The following is a 19,101-nucleotide window of genomic DNA, read 5'->3' as shown; positions in this document are numbered from 1 at the left end:
CTCAGGTCCTTGCCTTGAGGGCTGCCTGGGCAGCCGCCAGACGCGCGATCGGCACGCGGAACGGCGAACAGGAGACATAGTCGAGACCGACGGTTTCGCAGAACCCGATCGATGCCGGATCGCCGCCGTGTTCGCCGCAGATACCGAGCTTCATGTCGGGCCGGGTCGAGCGGCCGCGTTCGGCACCGATCTTCACCAGTTCGCCGACGCCGGTCTGGTCGAGGGACACGAACGGATCCTGTTCCAGCAAACCCTTGGCCTGATAGGTGCCGAGGAAGGAGGCCGCATCGTCACGGGAGATCCCGAAAGTGGTCTGTGTCAGGTCGTTGGTCCCGAAGGAGAAGAACTCCGCCGACTTGGCGATCTCGCCCGCCTGCAGGGCGGCACGCGGCAGTTCCACCATGGTACCGACCTGGTAGGTAAGGCTTTCTCCCGTTTCTTTCTGCACCGCTTCGGCCATGGCCTCGATGCTGGCGCGCACCATATCGAGTTCGCCCTTCAGGCCGACCAGCGGCACCATGATTTCCGGGACCACCGGTGATCCGGTCGCCTTGCCCGCCTGGATCGCGGCCTCGAAGATCGCCCGCGCCTGCATTTCCGCGATTTCCGGATAGGAGACCAGCAGACGGCAGCCGCGATGGCCGAGCATCGGGTTGAATTCCTCAAGCGTATGCGCCCGTTCGCGCAGCTTGTCGGCCGAAACGCCCATGGCGGCGGCAACTTCAGCGACTTCCTCATCCGATTTCGGCAGGAACTCGTGCAGCGGCGGGTCGAGCAGGCGGATGGTGACCGGAAGCCCCTTCATGATCTCGAAGATCTCGGCGAAATCCTGGCGCTGCATCGGCAGCAGCTTTGCCAGCGCCGCCCGGCGGCCGTCCTCGGTTTCCGACAGAATCATCTCGCGCACCGCAATGATGCGCTCGCCATCGAAGAACATGTGCTCGGTTCGGCACAAACCAATGCCCTCGGCGCCGAAGTCGCGCGCCACCTTGGCGTCGGCCGGCGTTTCCGCATTGGTACGCACCTTCATGCGGCGCACGCCGTCCGCCCAGCTCATGAGCGTTCCGAAATCGCCGGAAAGCGCCGGCTGCAACATGTCGACCTCGCCGACCAGGATCTGGCCGGAGGCGCCGTCGATGGTGATCACGTCGCCCTTGTTGAGCGTCCGTCCGTTGGCACTGATCGTGCCGGCGCGGTAGTCGATCCGGACCATGCCGGCCCCGGCCACGCAGGGCTTGCCCATGCCGCGGGCAACCACGGCCGCGTGGCTGGTCATGCCGCCGCGGCTCGTCAGAATGCCTTCCGAGGCATGCATGCCGTGAATGTCTTCCGGGCTGGTTTCAACACGAACGAGAATCACCTTGCGCCCGGCCGCCTTCGCCTCTTCCGCCTCGTCGGAGGTGAAGACGATTTCACCGGAAGCAGCCCCCGGCGACGCCGGCAGACCGCTGGCGATGATGTCCCGCTCCGCCTTCGGATCGATGGTCGGGTGCAGAAGCTGGTCGAGCGCACCCGGCTCGACGCGGGTCACCGCTTCTTCCTCGGTCAAAAGGCCTTCGGCCGCCATGTCGACCGCGATCTTCAGCGCCGCCTTGGCGGTCCTTTTGCCCGAGCGGGTCTGGAGCATCCAGAGCTTGCCCTTTTCGATGGTGAACTCCAGGTCCTGCATGTCCCGGTAGTGGGCTTCGAGCCGGTCGCAGATCGACTGGAACTCGGCAAAGGCCTCGGGCATCAGGTTTTCCAGGGACGGCCGGGTCGAGCCGGCCTCGATGCGTGCCTTTTCGGTGATGTCCTGCGGGGTCCGGATACCGGCGACCACGTCCTCGCCCTGGGCATTGACCAGGAACTCGCCGTAGAGCGCCTTTTCGCCGGTCGACGGATTACGCGTAAAGGCAACGCCGGTGGCCGACGTTTCGCCCATGTTGCCGAATACCATGGCCTGAACGTTGACGGCCGTTCCCCAACTGCCCGGAATGTCGTGCAGGCGACGGTAGGTTTGCGCCCGGTGGGTCATCCACGAGCCGAACACCGCCCCGATCGCGCCCCACAGCTGTTCGTACGGATCCTGCGGGAACGGCTTGCCGAGATCGTTTTCGACCAGTCCCTTGAACTTGTCGATGATGCCGACCCAGTCTTCGGCCGTGATTTCCGTATCCAGGCTGAGATCGTTCCGGGACTTGTGCTCTTCCAGGATTTCTTCGAACTCGTGGTGGTCGACGCCCAGCACAACGTCGGAATACATCTGGATGAACCGGCGATAGCTGTCATAGGCAAAGCGCATGTCGCCGGCGTCCTCGCCGATCGCCTTCACCGTTTCGTCGTTCAGCCCCAGGTTCAGAACGGTGTCCATCATGCCGGGCATCGAAACGCGGGCGCCGGAGCGGACGGAGACCAGAAGCGGGTTGTCCGGATCGCCGAACTTGCGTGCCGTTGCCGCGCCGACCTTCGTCAGGGCTTCTTCGACCTGGGCCTTCAAATCGTCCGGATAGGACTGATCGTGATCGTAATACCAGGTGCAGACTTCCGTGGTGATCGTGAAGCCTGGCGGTACCGGCAAGCCCAGATTGCTCATCTCGGCGAGGTTGGCCCCCTTGCCGCCAAGCAGATTTCTCATATCTGCGGCGCCGTCTGCCGTTCCATTGCCGAAATTGTAGACCCATCTGGTCATAAGTCGTTCTCCGTCTCGAGTCGTGCCTCGGAGGCTTGTGCACCGGGCTTTTTGCGCCGCACATTCCTGCTATGGCGCGGTTGCTGACTCAAGTTTTTTTTTAAATAAGACGGCAAACATCCAAAGACTGCGGCAACTAGACCCAATCCGAATAGCCTCTTTTAAGCAATGCTGCAGACTTTCCGGGGACTTTCCGGCCTATCCCTTGCCCGGGGGCCTTAAAGGGGCCATTGTCGGGCCTATACTATGTGCGGAAGTGACCACAGCTCCGCGAGCATGCGAGGTTCCATGACTGAAATCACCGGCGCGAAACTGACAATTCGGAAAGAGCCGTTCCGCATTCTTTTCCTTGCGCTGATGGGTACTGCCGCTTTGGGCGCCTTGACACCCGTGACCCACGCCGAAACCGGCGGGGAACCTCAGATTGAATATGGAACGCCCCAGGACTTGCCGGTCACCCTGTCCGGCAGCTATCTCGCGGGCCGCCTCGCCGGTGTCGAAAAGGACTTTTCCCAGGCCGCCGCGTTTTACGAAGAAGCCCTTGAAGCCGATCCCGCGAACCCGGTCCTGCTTGAGCGCACCTTCCTCCTGAAACTCGCAAACGGGGATATCGAGGACGCCGCACGGTATGCCGGAAATCTGGAAAAGATCGGCTCGCGGAATTTCCTCGGACAACTCACGCTTGCCGCCGAGGCCATGCGGAATGGCTCCTATGACGACGCGGTGGCGCTTCTGGACTCCAACGCGGGCGGACCGCTCGCCGATCTCTCGATCGGCATCGCGAAAGGCTGGGCCCAGTACGGTGCCGGTAATGTGGACCAGGCGCTGGCGACCATTGCGGAGCTGAAGGGCCCGGACTGGTTCGAGGTCTTCAAGGCCGATCACAGCGCCCTGATCCTGTTTGCCGCCGGCCGGAAGGACGAAGCGCTCGAACAGATCGAAATTGCCTACAAGGCCGACCAGGGTGCCATCCGCGTGGTGGATGCCTATGCGCGGTTACTGGCGGCCAACGGCCAGAAGGATGAAGCGCTGAAGGCGCTGCAAGACTACGACCGGCTGCTCAAGGGACATCCCCTCCTGACACAGACGCGCGACCTGATTGAATCCGGAATGCCGATCCAGCCGATCGTGTCCAACCCTGCCGAAGGCATGTCGGAAATTCTCTACGGGCTCGGAGCCGCCATCGGTCGCGACAGCGCAGAGGAACTTGCAACCGCCTTGCTGCAACTGTCCCTCTATCTCGATCCAAACGCCCAGTTCGCAGCCGTAAGCCTGGGCGGACTCATGGAACGCATGGGGCAGCCGGAACGGGCCATTGAGGTGCTGAAAATGGTTCCGGAAGGGGCCGCTCTCAAGCGCGATGCGGAAATCCAGATTGGCCTGAACTACAATTCGATGGATCGCCTGGACGAAGCCCGCAAGCATTTGTCCGCGCTGATCGAACAGGACCCGACCGAACTGGAAGCGATTGTTTCCCTCGGCAACGTCCTGCGCGGTAGCAAGAACTTCGACGAGGCCGAAGCGGTCTACACGAAGGGGATCGATTCCCTCGACGGTGATCTGCAAAAGGAACACTGGCTGCTGCTTTATTTCCGAGGCATCTGCCGCGAACGCCAGGACAAGTGGGATCTGGCCGAAGCCGACTTCCGAAAGGCACTCGAACTCTTCGAGGACCAGCCGCTGGTTCTGAACTACCTCGGCTATTCCCTGGTCGATCAGGGGCTGAAGCTGGACGAGGCTCTTGGCATGATCAAGAAGGCGGTCGAGCTACGTCCGACCGACGGCTATATCGTCGACAGCCTCGGCTGGGTCTACTACCGGCTCGGCCACTACGAAGACGCGGTCAAGGAACTGGAACGCGCAATCGAATTGCGCCCCTCCGACCCGGTCATCAACGATCACCTGGGCGACGCCTACTGGAAAGTCGGTCGGAAGACCGAAGCCCGGTTCCAGTGGAACCATGCGCGCGACCTGGGGCCGGAACCCGAAGAACTGCCGAAAATCCTGAATAAGATCGCAAACGGTCTCGATGACACACAGGCCGACGAAGCCAAGGCCGACGGCAGCAAGAACGGCGGCTGACCGGCTTCATGGGGCCCGGCTTCATGGGGCATGACGATACCGGCGGTGCACTTGTCGAAACCGCCCGGGCAAAGATCAATCTTGCGCTTCACGTGACCGGCCGGCGCGAAGACGGTTACCACCTGCTCGATTCGCTGGTGGTCTTTCCCGACATTGCCGACCGACTGACGCTTGAGCCGGCGAATGGGCTGGAGTTGCGGCTGGAAGGCCCCTTCGGCTCCGAACTGGAAGGTCCGGCAGAAGACAACCTGGTCCTGAAAGCGGTCCGCCGGTTCGCCGAATTGTCCGGTTCGGCACCCCGCATCCGCCTGACGCTTAAAAAAAACCTGCCGGTCGCTTCGGGCATCGGCGGCGGATCCGCCGACGCCGCCGCCGCAATCCGTCTTCTGGAACGCTTCACCGGAATTGCATTGCCCACTGAGCAGCGCCTTGAACTCGCCCTTTCGCTCGGAGCCGACGTCCCCGTGTGCCTGGGCCGGAGACCGGCGCGCATGAGCGGCATCGGAGAGCGGCTGGCGCCGGCGCCGGCCATGCCGCCGGCCGGGATCGTTCTGGTCAACCCGCTGAAAGGTGTCTCCACGCCTGCCGTATTCAAAGCGATGATGAAGCGGGACAATCCGCTCCTGCCGGACTTGCCGGAGCAGTTCGCGGATCTGGCTGCCCTTTGCGCCTACTTGAGGGACACCCGCAACGACATGCAGGCCGCGGCCGAGGCCCTGTGCCCCGCAATCACCACCGTGATCGACGCCCTTGCCGGCCTTACCGACGTCGCGTTCGCCCGCATGTCCGGGTCAGGAGCCACCTGTTTTGCCCTTTGCGCCCCGGGCAGGGAAACCCGGATAGCCGATGCCGTCGCTTCGAGACACCCGGGCTGGTGGATTGCGTCCGGAAGGCTATAAAGGGTGTCCACCCGATAGCGGATCATTCGATCGCTGACAGAAATCACAAAGAGGGAAAGGAGACCCGCCGATGGAGACGATCCTGCTGACGGGGTTTGAAGCCTATGGCAACACGGCGGTCAATCCGGCGGAACATGTGGCCCGGCTGCTTGACGGCGAGACAATCGGCAATGCGTCCATCATCTCCCGGATCATTCCCAACACGTTTTTCGTCTGTATCGACACGGTACGCGACGCCATCGCCGAAACCGGAGCGTCTACGGTTGTGATGATGGGGGAATTCGGCGGCCGTGCAATGGTTACCGTGGAACGAATTGCCCAGAACCTGAATGACTCCAGCCGCTATGGCCTGAAGGACAATGCCGGCGTGACCCTGCAGGATGCCCCGACCGCGCCCGACGGGCCGGTCGCCTACCATAGCAATCTGCCGATCCGGGCCATGGTCCATGCCATGCGTGAAGGGGGAATTCCGGCTGATATCTCCGATGCGCCCGGCACGTTCTGCTGCAATCACCTCTTCTACGGCATCATGCATCACATCGCCTCGGCCGGACTTCCGGTGCGCGCCGGCTGGATTCACCTGCCACACCTGCCCCAGATTGCCGCCCTGCCTGAAAATCTCGGCGCGCCAAGCATGTCCGCGGAAACCGCTGCCCAGGGCGTCCGTCTGGCGCTTGAGGCAATCGTCACCAACCCGCAGGACATCGACATCCCGCTGGCCTCGCGGCTACAGGTTTAGGGTCAGACGCGGCAGGAACCGTGCAAGCGGCTTAACTTACCCGCGAAATGCAGAAGGCGACGGCTTCGGCCAGGGCGGTCTGGTGAGCGCCTGCGGGTAGACGGTCCAGTGCCTTCAAGGCGCTGTCGCCGTAGCTGCGTGCGCGTTCGACCGTATCGGCGATGGCGTCGTACCGGGTCATCAGCTCGATGGCGTGTTCCAGATCGCCGTCCTCGATGCCGTCGGTTTCCAGGCACCGCTTCCAGAACGCCGTGTCCTCGTCGCTGCCACGCTGAATGGCAAAAACGACGGGCAAGGTGATCTTGCCTTCGCGGAAGTCGTCGCCGATATCCTTGCCCAGGTCCGCGCTGGAGCCGCCGTAGTCGAGGGCATCGTCGACCAGCTGAAAGGCCAGTCCCAGTTCCATGCCATAGCTTCGGGCCGCCTGTTTCATCTCGGCGCTTTCGCCGGCCACCACCGGACCGACTTCGGCGGCGGCCGCAAACAGGGCCGCCGTCTTGGCTTCGATCACCTTCAGGTACTGGGCTTCGGTCGTGCCGATGTCCTTGGCCGCGCCAAGCTGCATCACCTCGCCTTCCGCGATGATCGCGGAGGCTTCTGACAGGATGCGCAGGGCTTCGAGCGAGCCCACGTCGACCATCATCTTGAAGGCCTGGCCGAGCAGGTAATCGCCCACCAGCACGCTTGCCTGATTGCCCCACAACTTGCGTGCTGCCAGCTTGCCGCGGCGCATGTCGCTTTCGTCGACCACATCATCGTGAAGCAGCGTCGCGGTGTGCATGAACTCCACGCTGGCCGCGAGCGTCACGTGGCCGTCGCCCTGATAGCCGAACATGTCGGCGCAGGCGAGCGTCAGCATGGGGCGCAGCCGCTTTCCGCCGGAAGAAATCAGGTGCTTGGCGATCTCCGGGATCAGCTCCACATTGGACCCGGCCTTCGACAGGATGATCTGATTTACCTGGTCCATGCCCCCCGAAACCAGGTCGACGAGCGACTGAATTCCGGGCTGAACGGATTTAGGGTCGGTCATAGATGCGACAACGGCCACCAAAGGGACTCCTGTTTTCTTGTTGTGCGGACAATATGGCGGCGATAAGCCTTGGGCAAGGGAGCAATCGGTCGCCGGGGCTTGAAAAGCGGCTGCCAGCGGGTTTTGCTGGCTTTTAACAGCGTTACTACGGCCTGCGGCAAATTCACAAACTGACAAGGTCTGCATGGAAGAACTGTTGCGAACCAACGATCCTGTGCTCATTTCCTTTCTGGAATCGCTGCTCGGCGAGGCCGGCATCCGGTATTTCGTTGCCGACGACAACATGAGCATTCTGGAAGGGTCGATCAGCATGATCCCGCGCCGGCTGCTGGTGGATGGCACCCAGATCGCGCAGGCCCGCCGCCTCGTCACCGATGCGGGGCTCGCCCATGAACTCGGGCCGGAAAGCCCATCCTCGTTCTGATGTCAGATAATCCCGACGATACCGATACAATCGGCACCGCGCAGGAAACCACCCGCGACGCCTTCCTCGGCGGCCTCGTTCACGTGCATCAGCCGAAAAAGGGGCGGCACCGGGCCGGGCTGGATGCCGTCTATCTGGCCGCAGCCCTGCCGGACGGCACCAAAGGCCATGTCGTGGACCTGGGCGCGGGTGTGGGCACAGCAGGCCTCTGTGCCGCTGCCCGGCTGGCCGAAATCAATGTGACCCTGGTCGAAATCGATCCGCTGGTGCTCAACCTGGCCAATGAGGCCCTGGCCGATCCGGCCAATTCCGTCTTTGCCGGCCGGGTGAAGGTGCTGGAGGCGGACATCACCGCCAAGGGCAGCGAACGCCATGCGGCCGGTCTGACCCCGGGCTTGGCCAACCATGTCATCATGAACCCGCCCTATTATCCGCCGGGCTCCTTCCGGGCCTCTCCAGCCATCGCCAGGGCCAGCGCCCATATGCTGGACGACCGCGGCCTGGAACCCTGGGCTAAGACGGCGACGGACATCCTGCGCGAAGGCGGCAGCCTGACGGTGATCTTCCGAGCAGACGGCCTGCGGGAACTGCTCGACGTCCTCACCGGCCGGTTCGGCGCCATCGACGTGATTCCGTTGCGCCCGCGTCCCGACGCCCCGGCCACCCGCATCCTGATCCGCGCCATCCGCGCCAGCAAGGCACCGCTGCAGCTTCAGCCCGGGTTTGTCCTGCACAAGGGCGACGGCTCGGATTTCACCGACCAGTCCCGCGCCATCATGCGCGACGGGCAAGGTCTTGGTCTCACCGATCGCAGCTAGTGAACCATGATTTCCCCGTTGGCGTAGCGGTAGTCGACCGGTTCGAGCAGATCCTGATGCGCGATTCGTACCGAATGGATCCGACCCTCGATTTCCTTCTCCCAGAAGCCCAGAAACTTCTTCAACTCGGGGAAATGGGGGGCAAGGTCCTCCGTTTGCCAGAGGAAGCTTTGCAGAAACTTCGGATGATCGGGGATCCGATATAGGATCTCGGCCGTGAGCAGTCCGTAGCCGAGGATACGCTTTTGAAAATCCGAACCAACCTTCATGATTGCCTCACTTTCATTCACGATGAAAAAGTGTCCACGCAATCAGGTTAACGCGTTCTTAATCCGTGTCAATTTGGTGAATTATATCATAAGCTTAGCAGCATAAACCAGAGAGTGCTGCCAGACCGCTATTTGGTCTGAATCGATGTCAGATAGCCCAGAAATGCGTCGATATCCTCGGAACTGAAGGAAAATTCGGGCATGCCTTCGTGGCCGGTGACGATGCCTTCGGCGAGACTCTCTTCCAGATCCCCCAGTGGATAACGTTTCGACAGGTCCCGGAACGCCGGCGCGCCCTTGATCTTGCTTTCGTCATCCTTTTCGACGGCATGGCAGGCCGCACAATAAATTTCCGCCAGTTCCAGGCCCGTTGCGACCGAGACCGGATCGGTCGGATAGGTCTCCGCCGATGCTGTCTGTGTCGCCAGAAACATCGTTACGCCGGTGGCTGCGGTCAAAAGCCTGCGCTGCATGGTTCCCTCCCCGGATCGCATCGGAGTCCTTTATAGAAAGAGAGGTATAACAGAACCATAAGGGCGATTGCGAGGCCTCCGGTCACCCGGTGATCGAGCCAGGTTCCTTACCCGTTGCAAAGGGCAGCCCTTCGTCCTCCCAGCCGGTCAGGCCGCCGATCATGAGTTTCACCGGCCGACCGAGCTCGGCAAGCTTCAGCGCGGCCTTGTCGGCACCGTTGCAGTGGGGACCGGCACAATAGACGACGAACAGCGTATCTTCCGGCCACGAAGCCATCCGCTCCTTGCCGATCTCCTTATGGGGCAGATGCAGCGCACCTGGAAGGTGACGCCTCTCATAGGCTTCCGGAGACCCGACCACATGAAGGAGCACGAAGTCCTGCTCGCCCGCCTTCATTGCCGACGCCACGTCGTCGCAGTCGGTTTCGACGGAAAGCCGCCGGCTGAAATGATCGATGGCTTGTTGCGGTTCTGCGGCCGCTATGCTGCTGACGACACTCATGAAACGTCTCCCTGAAACAGATGGCGCGATGGCTGTCGTCAGTCCTATCCGATGAGCCGGCCATTGACCGCTGGCAAGAATGCCATCTATCGTAAAATTCATGCCAAACACAAAGAGCCCCGCTCCACCTTCCAATCCGCTCGTCGTCGCCCTCGCCTACGATGGCCTGTGCCTGTTTGAATTCGGCGTGGCCTATGAGGTCTTCGGCCTGCCCCGGCCCGAAATGGGCGACGGCTGGTACGACTACGCGGTCGCATCCGCAGATGCAGATGATATCCGCGCGCCCGGGGGCCTTCGGATCGCTGTCGACGGCGGTCTTGAGGTGCTCCAACAAGCCGGCACCATCATTGTGCCCGGCTGGCGCTCATCGGATGCGCCCGTGCCGAAAGACCTTGTCGAGGCCCTGAAATCCGCCCATGCGAACGGCGCCCGTCTGCTGTCGATCTGCTCCGGAGTCTTCGTGCTCGCCGCCACCGGCCTGCTGCATGGGAGACGGGTCACGACCCATTGGCGCTACACCGAGGCCCTGCGGGAGAGCCATCCGGAACTGGAGGTGGTGCCCGACGTGCTTTATGTCGACGAAGGCCAGATCCTGACCTCCGCCGGCAGTGCCGCCGGCATCGACCTCTGCCTGCATCTGGTGCGCCGCGATCATGGCACGGCGGCCGCCAATTCCGTTGCCCGGCGCCTCGTCGTGCCGCCTCACCGCGACGGCGGGCAGGCGCAATATTCCGAATTGAGCGTCCCTCAGCCCCACGAAGGATCGCGCCTCAGCCCGCTTTTCGATGAACTGCGGGCGAACCTTCAGCTGTCCTGGACCATTTTCGACCTCTCCCGCCGCGCTGGCATGAGCGAACGCACCTTTCTGCGCCGGTTTCAGGCGGCAACCGGCACCACACCCGCCCGCTGGCTGCTGGCCGAAAGGCTCCGCCGTGCCCGCCAGCTTCTGGAGGAGACGACAGAGACCGTCGACCGCATCGCCGACCGATGCGGTTTCGGCAGCGCCACCAACCTGCGCCATCATTTCGGACGGGAACTCGGCATCACGCCGACCAGCTACCGAAAGCAGTTCCGCGGTCTGGCGCACGCCTGAGACAGATCGGCCACCGCAAAGATGGCGTCTTGCCTTTCGGGCCTGCCGCAGAACGTGTACATAGCCTATTCAGAAAAGAATCCGGAAAGCCAGACGAGCGATACCCGATGACCCAACATCCCCTGCCCGCTTCCATCGACGAAACCCTGACGCTTCTGGAAAGTGCCGGCTATGTGGCCGACCGGTCGCTGGCAACCGTGCTGCACCTGTCCCTGCGCATGAAGCGCCCGCTGTTCCTGGAAGGCGAGGCCGGTGTCGGCAAGACGGAAATCGCCAAGGTCCTGTCCGAGACCCTGGGTCGCGACCTGATCCGGCTGCAATGTTACGAGGGTCTCGATGTGGCCTCCGCCGTCTACGAGTGGAACTATCCGGCCCAGATGGTGGAAATCCGCGTCTCTGAGGCCTCCGGCGACACCGACCACACGGAACTGTCCAAGTCGATCTTCGACGAACGCTTCCTGATCAAGCGCCCCGTGCTGCAGGCCCTTGAACCCCATATCAATGGCGCGCCGGTGTTCCTGATCGACGAACTCGACCGGGCGGACGAGGCTTTCGAGGCCTTTCTGCTGGAAGTGCTGGCCGACAACCAGGTGACCATTCCCGAGCTCGGCACCATCAAGGCCGCCGAACCGCCGATCGTCATCATCACCACCAACCGGACCCGCGAGATCCACGACGCCCTCAAGCGCCGCTGCCTCTACCACTGGGTCGACTATCCGGATGCGGAACGCGAGCTGGAGATCGTCCGCCGCAAGGTTCCCGGTGCTGCCGACCGCCTCAGCCAGGAAGTGGTCGCCTTCGTCCAGAAGCTGCGCGCCGACGAGGACCTGTTCAAGCAGCCGGGTGTTGCCGAAACCCTCGACTGGGCCACGGCGCTGAGCGAACTCGACGCCATGGCACTCGATCCGGATGTCGCCTCCGACACCCTCGGCGTTCTGCTGAAATACCAGGACGACATCGAACGCGTGCGCGGCTCCAAGACCCGCCAGATGATCGAGGCCATCCGCAAGGAAGAGCCGAAATCCCCGGCCATGCCGGCGGTCTGAGCGAGCATGGCAATGGACGGACGATCAAACCACTTGCCCCCCTCTCCCCCCTTGAGGGCCGATGAATTGCGGCTGACAAAACCCAGCTCCCTCTCCCATAGGGAGAGGGTTGGGGTGAGGGGAACATACCTCTCAAGGATACGGACAGACTCAATCCCCTCACCCGGAGCTTCGCTCCGACCTCTCCCCATGGGAGAGGTAACTTGGAACATGTGGCCAACACTTTCAGTCAAAGACGTTTCCCCTGCCCTTGAAGGGGAGACGGGTGCGAAGGGCAAGGCTTTGCCCCAATCTCAGGTCATCTTTGCGGATGGGACGCTTCCATGACCACCCTGCCCCAAGGCGCGGACGGCCGCATCGTCGACAATATCGTCCATTTCGCCCGCACGCTCCGCAAGGCCGGCATGCCGGCGGGGCCGGCAACCGTGGTCGATGCGGTGCGCGCCGTCGAGATCGCAGGCATTTCCAGCCGCGAGGACCTCTACTGGACGCTGCATGCGGTGTTCGTGCGCAAGCGCGAGCACCGGGTGCTGTTCGACGAGGCCTTCCGTATCTACTGGCAGAGCCGCGGGCTTATCGAAAAGATGCTGGCGATCCTGTCTCCCGTCGCCCCGCCGCGCGGCGCGCCGGAAAAGCCCAAGGCCGGCCAGACCCGCGTCTCCCAGGCTTTCCAGGCGGCCCAGGATCGCATGAAAGAGGAAACCCGGCCTCAGGTGGAGGTCGATGCCAAGTTCACCGTCTCCGGTAAGGAACTGCTGCAGACCAAGGACTTCGCCCAGATGACGGCGGACGAGATCGCGGACGCCAAGCAGGCGCTGCGCGACCTCGCGATCCCGCTGGACAAGATCCGCCAGCGGCGGCTCAAGCCGGCACCGCGCGGGCGGATCGATCCGCGCCGGACGCTGCGCGCCTCCATGCGCGCCGGCGGCGACATCATCGACCTGAAGTTTCGCCGCGCTCACGAAAAGCGCCCGCCGCTGGTCGCGCTCTGCGACATATCCGGCTCCATGAGCCAGTACACCCGCCTGCTCCTGCATTTCCTGCACGCGATGACCGAGGAACGGCGCGACGTGCACACGTTCCTGTTCGGCACGCGGCTGACAAACGTCACCCGCCAGTTGCGCATGAAAGACCCGGACGAGGCGCTGGAAGCCTGCAGCGAGGGCGTCGACGACTGGTCCGGCGGCACGCGCATCGCCACCGCGCTTCGCGAGTTCAACCGGGTCTGGTCGCGACGTGTGCTTTCCGGCAGCCCGACCGTGCTGTTGATCACCGACGGGCTGGAACGGGACACGGACGAGGATCTGGAGCGCGAAATGGACCGGCTGCACCGCTCCTGCCGCCGTCTGATCTGGCTTAACCCCCTGCTCCGTTTCGACGGCTTCCAGGCGAAGGCCAAAGGCATCCGCGCCATGCTGCCCCATGTGGACGAGTTCCGCGCCGCCCATTCGCTCGACGCCGTCGCGGATCTGGTCAAGGCGCTCAGCGGCGATGGCAACGCGTCCTTCCGGACCGATCCGCGCCGCTGGCTGAAGGCCGGTTAGAACAGCCAGTTCCACAACAGCGGCAGCAGGATCGCGGTCGCCAGAGCATTCAGGCCCATGGCAAGGCCGGAAAAGGCGCCGGCCACCTCGCTGACCTGCAGCGCCCGCGCGGTGCCGATGCCATGAGAGGCCGTGCCGATCGCAAGACCGCGGGCGGCCATGTCTTTTACCTTCAGAAGATTGAGCAGCAGCGGCCCGAGCGCCGCGCCCAGAATACCTGTCAGAATCACCAGAACGGCGGTGAGCGACGGCAGGCCGCCGAGTTGTTCGCTGATGCCCATGGCGACCGGAGCCGTCACCGATTTCGGCGCCAGCGACACCAGGATTTCATCGCTCGCGCCGAAGGCCCAGGCAATGCCAACCGCACTGATAATGGCCGTGAGCGAGCCGGCAAGCAGGCTGACCGTGATTGCCAGCGCCGATTTCCGCACCCGCTCGATCTGCCGATAGAGCGGCAGGGCCAGCGCCACGGTTGCCGGGCCGAGCAGGAAATGGACGAATTGCGCGCCCTCGAAATAGGTCGCATAGGACGTGTCCGTTACCGTCAGGATCGCGACCAGGACGATGACGGCAATCAGCACCGGATTGAGCAGCGGGTTGAGCCGGCCCTTCCGGTAGATCCAGAAGCCCATCTGATAGGCCGCCAGCGTCAGCGTCAGTGCCAGCAGCGGGCTGGCGGCGAGATAGACCCAGATATCGCGCAGGCCTTCACCCATCGGTCTTCTCCGCGTTTTCCTGACGACCCCTCCCGAAAATACTCATGACAAGGGCGGTCACCGCGATGGTCGCCAGCGTGCTGCCGACCAGGGCAAGCGTGATCGCGAGCGCCTGTTCGCCGATCAGGGCGATATGCAGCATGACGCCGACACCGGCGGGCACGAACAGCAGCGAGAGATTGCCAAGGAAGGCATCGCCGACCTTTGCCAGCCCGTCCGGTATCCCGCCCTTGATCACAAGTCCCACGAACAGGATCACCATGCCGATAACCGGCCCCGGCACCGGCAGCTCCAGTGCTGCCTTCAGGAGTTCACCCGCAAGCTGGCAGGCAAAGATCAGGGTGAGATAGAAAACCATGGCCGCTCCCCGGGAATCCGTTTTCACGAAGAGTGTAGCGGCCTGCGGCCCAAGGCAAGCGCGGGAATACGCTCGGCCTGAAAAGACGAAAGCCCGCCCTCGCCGAGCTTGGGGGCACCCGGCAAAAGCGGACCTTCCAGACCGGGCGGAACCCGGCTGTCCTTCTTGGTTTGTCGGTCACCGGTCCCAAAGGGCGCAGCGAACCAACTCGACCACCGCATTCAAGATAGAGAAAGAAGGATTCGGAACAACACACCGCACCCGCGTCAAATTGTTCCGTCTGCGGGAAAAACAGCGGGAAACTGACTTACCTCGCAATATCTTGAAGACGAGTAGAATGCCCGGACTTCGCCGGGCAATGACACCGGGGGGAAGCGGCAGGAACTAGCCACACATACAGTGTCATCACACGGCGAAGTCCGGGTGATCCAATCCACCTCACCGCTAGGTATTCAACGTGTCGTAAAGGTCTTCCCAGTCCGGGTTCATCGTTTCGATCATCCGGATCTTCATGGCCCTGGACCACTTCTTGATCCGCTTTTCCCGATGGATAGCCGCCGAGACGTCTTCATGGGTTTCGTAATAGACGAGCCGGGAAACGCCATACCGACTTGTGAAGCCGCTATTGTGTTTCTCCCGATGTTCCCAGGCCCGGCGTGCCCGATCGTTGGTCACCCCTGTATATTGGGTTCCATGCTGACGGTTCGCGAGAATGTAGACGAAATAAGCCATTGGTGAAGGCTGCATCCCGTAGCAGCCTCAAGGCACCGCGATCACCGGCGTTCTGATGCCGACGCGCTGGAACAGATCGGTGATGTCGGAGTTGGCCATGCGGATGCAGCCGTAGGAGACGGCGCGGCCGATGGAGCCGGGCCGGTTGGTGCCGTGGATGGCATATTTGCCGCCGTTAAGCGTCAGGGCCGCCACTCCCATCGGGTTATTCGGCGCACCGCCCGCGATCACGTCCGGCAGGTTCGGATGATCGCGGTGCACTTCCGCCGAGGGCGACCAGGCCGGTTTCACATATTTGCCGTCGATAAAGGTCTGGCCGGTCCAGACCTTGCCCCGCTTGCCGACCGCAACCTTGTAGCGGATTGCGCGGCCGCCGCCGAGAACGAGGTAAAGCCGCTTTTCGGAATTCTTGATCACGATGGTACCGGGCCGGACGCTGCGATTGTGAAAACCGACCAGTTCGGCGGCGTCTGAAACAGTCGGAACAAGGCTGACGAGCAGCGCCAGAACGGCGGAAAACACCAGAGCAATACGCATGACAAATCCATCCCCGGAGCAATGGGGACAATGCTATTGCGCGCGGCAGGAAAGAAAAGAGCCCTTCCAAAAATTCTTTCCGAAAGGTTAAGACCGCAGCTCCTGGCGGATGAGGCCGACTGCTTGCCGCTCAACGCCTGAGGAAACGACTACTTGTAATCGTATTTGCCGTTCTTCCACTCGTACCAGACATAGCCCGGCAGAGAGGAGTCGCCGTTGGCGTCGAAGGAGACCGGACCGAGGATCGTGGAAAAGTCGCCGTCATCAATCACACGGACCAGCGACTTGAAGTCGGTGGACCCGGCGGCCTCCGCCGCGCGGGCGAAGATCTGGATCGCGGCATAGGTGAGGAGTGCGTAGCGCTCCGACGGCTGTCCCGCTTTCTCCAGTTCCGCAATGACCGGACCGGCCGCCTCGATCTTGCGCGGATCGGGGTAATAGGTCACCAGCGTGCCCTCGCCCGCCGGCCCCGCTATCGCCCAGTATTCATCGGAAAGCAGCGCCTCGCCGGAGACCAGCACCGTTTTCATGCCGCGTTCCACCATCTGGCGCTTGATCAGACCGGCTTCCGCCGGAAAGCCACCGATGAACAGCGCATCGACCGCCTCACCCTTCAGCTTGGATACCAGCTGGGAATAGTCCTTTTCGCCGGGCGTATAGGCTTCATAGAGTGTTTCGAACACGCCCGCATCGTTCATGACCGCCTTGGCCGCATCCGCCAGCCCTTTGCCGTAGACCGAACTGTCATGCAGGATGGCGATGTTCCTGCCCTTGTAATTTTCGGCAAGAAAAGCCCCCACCGTTTTGCCCTGCTGATCCTCCCGGGCGCCCAGCCGGTAAATGCCGGGACCGGGGCGCTCGTCGGTGTATTTCGGATTACCCGCTCCGGGCGACATCTCGACGATGCCTTCCCTGGCATAGACGGCGCTGGCCGCGATTGAGGGTTCCGAGCAGAAATGCCCCGCCATGAAGACCGCTCCCTTCCCGACCATCTGGTTGGCGATGGCGACGGCCTTTTCCGCGTCGCACTCGTCATCGGCAATTTCCAGCACTAGCTTCTCGCCGTTGACGCCACCTGCCTTGTTGATGTCGGCAACCGCCTGTTCAGCCCCGGCCTTCATCAGCTCTCCGAAAAGGGCGTACTGGCCGGACATAGGACCTGCGGTCGCGATCACGATATCGGCGCGGGCCGCTCCGGTGAGAGCCAGGCCGGCTACTGCGGCCGCACCTGCCAAAATCCATGTCTTCATCATCTGGCGCTTCAGCTTTCCCTGTCAGTCCCGACCAATTGGTACACGATGCAAACGGCGGTTTGGATATATTTTCTGTCATCTTCCGGATTAGAGCGCCTTCGCCAGACCTGAACCATCCCCGGCTGATACCTTCGAAGGCACGCTCCCTGCCGTAATCCGAATATTTTGCCTCCGCAAAAACGTGTCCTTCACCAATTCCCACCTATATTCTTGGAAAAGGTTCCTTCACGCGACACCGGACGTCAGGGAGCCAGCAGAAAGGAACGTTCTTTTTGGCCTTGAAGACTGCCGCCACGACCAAAGCCGCCGGCACCGGAAACGCTCCCCAGAAGCCGGGCGCTCCGGGGGACAGCTATGCGACGCTCGATAGCGCTCATTTCCGCGAGGCCATGAGCCGGATCGTCACCGCGGTTCATATCCTGACGACCGATGGCGCAGCCGGACGGCTCGGTGCAACGGTTTCCGCGGTCTGCTCGGTCTCCGACGATCCATGCAGCATTCTGGTCTGCGTCAACCGGTCGAGCCGGGTGCACGCTGCGGTCCTGAAGAACCGGGTCTTTTGCGTCAACACGTTGCAGCCGAACCACCAGCCCCTTTCCGACGCCTTCGCCGGACGCGGTAATCTCGACATGGACGCCCGGTTCGCCATGGCCGAATGGACCTCGCTTGCCACTGGATGTCCCGGCCTGAAGGATGCAAGCCTCAGCATCGATTGCGAGGTCTTCAGCGTCACCGAGATGGGCACCCATTCGGTCATCATCGGCACCGTCGCCGACGTCCGCATGAGCGATGAGGACCACTCGCTGGTCTATATCCGCCGCGGCTATCACAGCGTCTCGAAATAAATCCCAACATTCGCCGCTGACTGGTCTAGACTGGTTCCCCAACAACCAGTTTCGAAAAGAAACCCGCCATGCCCGGCCCCCGAAACCTGATCACCGACGTCCCTGGCCTGAAGGTCGGCAATGCCGAAGACCCGGCGCTGAAATCGGGCGCGACAGTGCTGTTGCCGGACGAGTCGGCCGTCGTTTCCGTCGCCATTCATGGCGGCGCGCCCGGCACGCGGGAAATCGCCTTGCTGGAGCCGGAACAGACCGTCGACAAGGTCGATGCCATCGTCCTTGCCGGAGGCTCCGCCTTCGGCCTCGATGCCGGAGCCGGCGTCCAGGGCCGGCTGGCCGAACTCGGACGCGGTTTCGCCGTAGGCCCGGTGCGCGTGCCCATCGTTCCGACCGCCATCCTGTTCGACCTGCTCAACGGCGGCGACAAGGGCTGGGGCGAGGCCGCGCCCTACCGGGATCTCGGCCGCGCCGCCCTCGACAATGTCGGCGAAGACTTCGCCCTAGGTTCCGTCGGCGCCGGGGCCGGCGCCACAACGGCCAACCTGAAGGGCGGGCTCGGTTCGGCCTCCAAGGTTCTCGAAAACGGCGTCACGGTCGGAGCGCTCGTCGCCGTCAACGCACTCGGCCGGGCCACCGTGGGCGACACGGCCCATTTCTGGGCGTCTCCCTTCGAGATCGGCGACGAATTCGGCGGCCTCGGCCTGCCGTACCCGCTGCCGCCCGAAGCCGTTTCCGTCCGGACCAAGCTCGACGGGCTGAAGGCAGGCGCCAATACCACCATCGCGGCGGTGGCGACCGACGCGGTGCTGACCAAATCCGAGGCTAAGCGGTTGGCCGTCATGGCCCATGACGGGCTGGCCCGCGCGCTGTGGCCCGCACATACCCCGCTCGACGGGGACCTCGTCTTTGCCATGTCGACCGGCCAGAGGAAACTGGAACGCGGCCTGGAGGACATGGTTCAGATCGGCGCAGCGGCGGCTTCCTGTCTCGCCCGCGCCATTGCCCGCGGCATCTATCATGCGCAGGCCGCTTCGGACGATCCGGTCCCGACCTGGCAATCGCGGTTCAGAAAGTAG

At 62.8% G+C, this 19,101-nt stretch carries 20 protein-coding genes; 10 read left to right on the top strand and 10 right to left on the bottom strand.

The genetic code is table 11. The features are described 5' to 3' along the window. Window position 1: 1 nt before the first annotated feature. Window positions 2–2,668, bottom strand: a complete 2,667-nt coding sequence (ppdK, locus tag ACN0SO_RS20170; RefSeq protein WP_417680528.1) for a pyruvate, phosphate dikinase — start codon at window positions 2,666–2,668, stop codon at window positions 2–4. Between the two features lie 288 nt (window positions 2,669–2,956). Here ppdK and ACN0SO_RS20165 point away from each other — a divergent pair, with 288 nt between their 5' ends. The 3 genes from ACN0SO_RS20165 to pcp all read left to right on the top strand — a co-directional run bounded on the left by ACN0SO_RS20165 (window position 2,957) and on the right by pcp (window position 6,388). After that, window positions 2,957–4,750 (top strand): tetratricopeptide repeat protein, encoded by a 1,794-nt coding sequence (locus tag ACN0SO_RS20165; RefSeq protein WP_417680527.1) that lies wholly within the window; start codon window positions 2,957–2,959, stop codon window positions 4,748–4,750. A gap of 23 nt (window positions 4,751–4,773) precedes the next feature. Next, on the top strand, window positions 4,774–5,649 hold the full coding sequence (locus tag ACN0SO_RS20160; protein ID WP_417680526.1) for a 4-(cytidine 5'-diphospho)-2-C-methyl-D-erythritol kinase: 876 nt from the start codon (window positions 4,774–4,776) through the stop codon (window positions 5,647–5,649). 70 nt (window positions 5,650–5,719) lie between these two features. Beyond that, a complete protein-coding gene (gene pcp / locus ACN0SO_RS20155; protein ID WP_417680525.1) occupies window positions 5,720–6,388 on the top strand; it encodes a pyroglutamyl-peptidase I in 669 nt (222 codons plus the stop codon). Between the two features lie 31 nt (window positions 6,389–6,419). Here pcp and ACN0SO_RS20150 read toward each other — a convergent pair whose 3' ends face one another. After that, on the bottom strand, window positions 6,420–7,436 hold the full coding sequence (locus ACN0SO_RS20150) for a polyprenyl synthetase family protein (protein WP_417680524.1): 1,017 nt from the start codon (window positions 7,434–7,436) through the stop codon (window positions 6,420–6,422). Window positions 7,437–7,602: 166 nt separating this feature from the next. On the opposite strand from ACN0SO_RS20150, the gene ACN0SO_RS20145 reads away from it, so the two are divergent. Next, window positions 7,603–7,842 (top strand): DUF2007 domain-containing protein, encoded by a 240-nt coding sequence (locus ACN0SO_RS20145; RefSeq protein WP_417680523.1) that lies wholly within the window; start codon window positions 7,603–7,605, stop codon window positions 7,840–7,842. Beyond that, the gene (locus tag ACN0SO_RS20140; RefSeq protein ID WP_417680522.1) at window positions 7,842–8,660 is read left to right on the top strand and encodes a tRNA1(Val) (adenine(37)-N6)-methyltransferase; all 819 of its coding nucleotides are present in this window, start codon (window positions 7,842–7,844) and stop codon (window positions 8,658–8,660) included. Before ACN0SO_RS20145 ends, ACN0SO_RS20140 begins: the two co-directional genes overlap by 1 nt. Here ACN0SO_RS20140 and ACN0SO_RS20135 read toward each other — a convergent pair. From ACN0SO_RS20135 to ACN0SO_RS20125, 3 genes are all read right to left on the bottom strand, one after another. Beyond that, window positions 8,657–8,929, bottom strand: coding sequence for an usg protein (locus ACN0SO_RS20135; RefSeq protein ID WP_417680521.1), 273 nt, complete (start codon window positions 8,927–8,929; stop codon window positions 8,657–8,659). The two genes, ACN0SO_RS20140 and ACN0SO_RS20135, sit on opposite strands and share 4 nt — an antisense overlap. A 128-nt stretch (window positions 8,930–9,057) precedes the next feature. After that, a complete protein-coding gene (locus tag ACN0SO_RS20130) occupies window positions 9,058–9,402 on the bottom strand; it encodes a c-type cytochrome (RefSeq protein WP_417680520.1) in 345 nt (114 codons plus the stop codon). Window positions 9,403–9,484: 82 nt separating this feature from the next. Next, window positions 9,485–9,904: a rhodanese-like domain-containing protein gene (locus ACN0SO_RS20125; RefSeq protein WP_417680519.1), complete on the bottom strand. Its 420-nt coding sequence runs from the start codon at window positions 9,902–9,904 to the stop codon at window positions 9,485–9,487. A gap of 79 nt (window positions 9,905–9,983) precedes the next feature. On the opposite strand from ACN0SO_RS20125, the gene ftrA reads away from it, so the two are divergent. The 3 genes from ftrA (at window position 9,984) to ACN0SO_RS20110 (ending at window position 13,587) form a co-directional block, all read left to right on the top strand. Further along, entirely contained in the window at window positions 9,984–10,997 is a 1,014-nt protein-coding gene (ftrA, locus tag ACN0SO_RS20120) for a transcriptional regulator FtrA (RefSeq protein WP_417680518.1), read from the top strand. 107 nt (window positions 10,998–11,104) lie between these two features. Continuing rightward, the gene (locus tag ACN0SO_RS20115; RefSeq protein WP_417680517.1) at window positions 11,105–12,043 is read left to right on the top strand and encodes an AAA family ATPase; all 939 of its coding nucleotides are present in this window, start codon (window positions 11,105–11,107) and stop codon (window positions 12,041–12,043) included. A 323-nt stretch (window positions 12,044–12,366) separates the two neighbouring features. After that, complete coding sequence (locus tag ACN0SO_RS20110) at window positions 12,367–13,587, top strand: vWA domain-containing protein (protein WP_417680516.1); 1,221 nt, start codon at window positions 12,367–12,369, stop codon at window positions 13,585–13,587. Here the strand turns inward: ACN0SO_RS20110 and ACN0SO_RS20105 are convergent. The 5 genes from ACN0SO_RS20105 to ACN0SO_RS20085 form a co-directional block, all read right to left on the bottom strand. Further along, on the bottom strand, window positions 13,584–14,303 hold the full coding sequence (locus ACN0SO_RS20105; protein ID WP_417680515.1) for an LrgB family protein: 720 nt from the start codon (window positions 14,301–14,303) through the stop codon (window positions 13,584–13,586). The genes ACN0SO_RS20110 and ACN0SO_RS20105 overlap by 4 nt on opposite strands. Beyond that, window positions 14,296–14,661, bottom strand: coding sequence for a CidA/LrgA family protein (locus ACN0SO_RS20100; RefSeq protein WP_417680514.1), 366 nt, complete (start codon window positions 14,659–14,661; stop codon window positions 14,296–14,298). The genes ACN0SO_RS20105 and ACN0SO_RS20100 overlap by 8 nt, the downstream gene beginning before the upstream one ends. A 444-nt stretch (window positions 14,662–15,105) precedes the next feature. After that, window positions 15,106–15,393, bottom strand: a complete 288-nt coding sequence (locus ACN0SO_RS20095; RefSeq protein WP_417680513.1) for a GIY-YIG nuclease family protein — start codon at window positions 15,391–15,393, stop codon at window positions 15,106–15,108. Window positions 15,394–15,420: 27 nt separating this feature from the next. After that, entirely contained in the window at window positions 15,421–15,930 is a 510-nt protein-coding gene (locus ACN0SO_RS20090; protein ID WP_417680512.1) for a L,D-transpeptidase, read from the bottom strand. A 149-nt stretch (window positions 15,931–16,079) separates the two neighbouring features. Next, on the bottom strand, window positions 16,080–17,180 hold the full coding sequence (locus ACN0SO_RS20085; protein ID WP_417680511.1) for a branched-chain amino acid ABC transporter substrate-binding protein: 1,101 nt from the start codon (window positions 17,178–17,180) through the stop codon (window positions 16,080–16,082). Between the two features lie 275 nt (window positions 17,181–17,455). Between ACN0SO_RS20085 and ACN0SO_RS20080 the strand changes: the two genes are divergently transcribed. Both ACN0SO_RS20080 and ACN0SO_RS20075 read left to right on the top strand, forming a co-directional pair. Next, window positions 17,456–18,028 (top strand): flavin reductase, encoded by a 573-nt coding sequence (locus ACN0SO_RS20080; RefSeq protein ID WP_417680510.1) that lies wholly within the window; start codon window positions 17,456–17,458, stop codon window positions 18,026–18,028. Window positions 18,029–18,096: 68 nt separating this feature from the next. After that, a complete protein-coding gene (locus ACN0SO_RS20075) occupies window positions 18,097–19,101 on the top strand; it encodes a P1 family peptidase (RefSeq protein WP_417680509.1) in 1,005 nt (334 codons plus the stop codon).

The organism is Roseibium sp. (assembly GCF_048260565.1).
In the GTDB taxonomy this organism is placed as follows: domain Bacteria; phylum Pseudomonadota; class Alphaproteobacteria; order Rhizobiales; family Stappiaceae; genus Roseibium.
Note: the sequence above shows the minus strand (reverse complement) of the source record. Positions and strands in the feature narration are given on the sequence as shown.

Bases quoted from the DNA above. Each gene is read 5' to 3' on its own strand.
- ppdK (WP_417680528.1), bottom strand. From the start codon at position 2,668: ATGACCAGATGGGTCTACAATTTCGGCAATGGAACGGCAGACGGCGCC.
- ACN0SO_RS20165 (WP_417680527.1), top strand. From the start codon at position 2,957: ATGACTGAAATCACCGGCGCGAAACTGACAATTCGGAAAGAGCCGTTC.
- ACN0SO_RS20160 (WP_417680526.1), top strand. From the start codon at position 4,774: ATGGGGCATGACGATACCGGCGGTGCACTTGTCGAAACCGCCCGGGCA.
- pcp (WP_417680525.1), top strand. From the start codon at position 5,720: ATGGAGACGATCCTGCTGACGGGGTTTGAAGCCTATGGCAACACGGCG.
- ACN0SO_RS20145 (WP_417680523.1), top strand. From the start codon at position 7,603: ATGGAAGAACTGTTGCGAACCAACGATCCTGTGCTCATTTCCTTTCTG.
- ACN0SO_RS20140 (WP_417680522.1), top strand. From the start codon at position 7,842: ATGTCAGATAATCCCGACGATACCGATACAATCGGCACCGCGCAGGAA.
- ACN0SO_RS20135 (WP_417680521.1), bottom strand. From the start codon at position 8,929: ATGAAGGTTGGTTCGGATTTTCAAAAGCGTATCCTCGGCTACGGACTG.
- ACN0SO_RS20130 (WP_417680520.1), bottom strand. From the start codon at position 9,402: ATGCAGCGCAGGCTTTTGACCGCAGCCACCGGCGTAACGATGTTTCTG.
- ACN0SO_RS20125 (WP_417680519.1), bottom strand. From the start codon at position 9,904: ATGAGTGTCGTCAGCAGCATAGCGGCCGCAGAACCGCAACAAGCCATC.
- ftrA (WP_417680518.1), top strand. From the start codon at position 9,984: ATGCCATCTATCGTAAAATTCATGCCAAACACAAAGAGCCCCGCTCCA.
- ACN0SO_RS20115 (WP_417680517.1), top strand. From the start codon at position 11,105: ATGACCCAACATCCCCTGCCCGCTTCCATCGACGAAACCCTGACGCTT.
- ACN0SO_RS20110 (WP_417680516.1), top strand. From the start codon at position 12,367: ATGACCACCCTGCCCCAAGGCGCGGACGGCCGCATCGTCGACAATATC.
- ACN0SO_RS20105 (WP_417680515.1), bottom strand. From the start codon at position 14,303: ATGGGTGAAGGCCTGCGCGATATCTGGGTCTATCTCGCCGCCAGCCCG.
- ACN0SO_RS20100 (WP_417680514.1), bottom strand. From the start codon at position 14,661: ATGGTTTTCTATCTCACCCTGATCTTTGCCTGCCAGCTTGCGGGTGAA.
- ACN0SO_RS20095 (WP_417680513.1), bottom strand. From the start codon at position 15,393: ATGGCTTATTTCGTCTACATTCTCGCGAACCGTCAGCATGGAACCCAA.
- ACN0SO_RS20090 (WP_417680512.1), bottom strand. From the start codon at position 15,930: ATGCGTATTGCTCTGGTGTTTTCCGCCGTTCTGGCGCTGCTCGTCAGC.
- ACN0SO_RS20085 (WP_417680511.1), bottom strand. From the start codon at position 17,180: ATGAAGACATGGATTTTGGCAGGTGCGGCCGCAGTAGCCGGCCTGGCT.
- ACN0SO_RS20075 (WP_417680509.1), top strand. From the start codon at position 18,097: ATGCCCGGCCCCCGAAACCTGATCACCGACGTCCCTGGCCTGAAGGTC.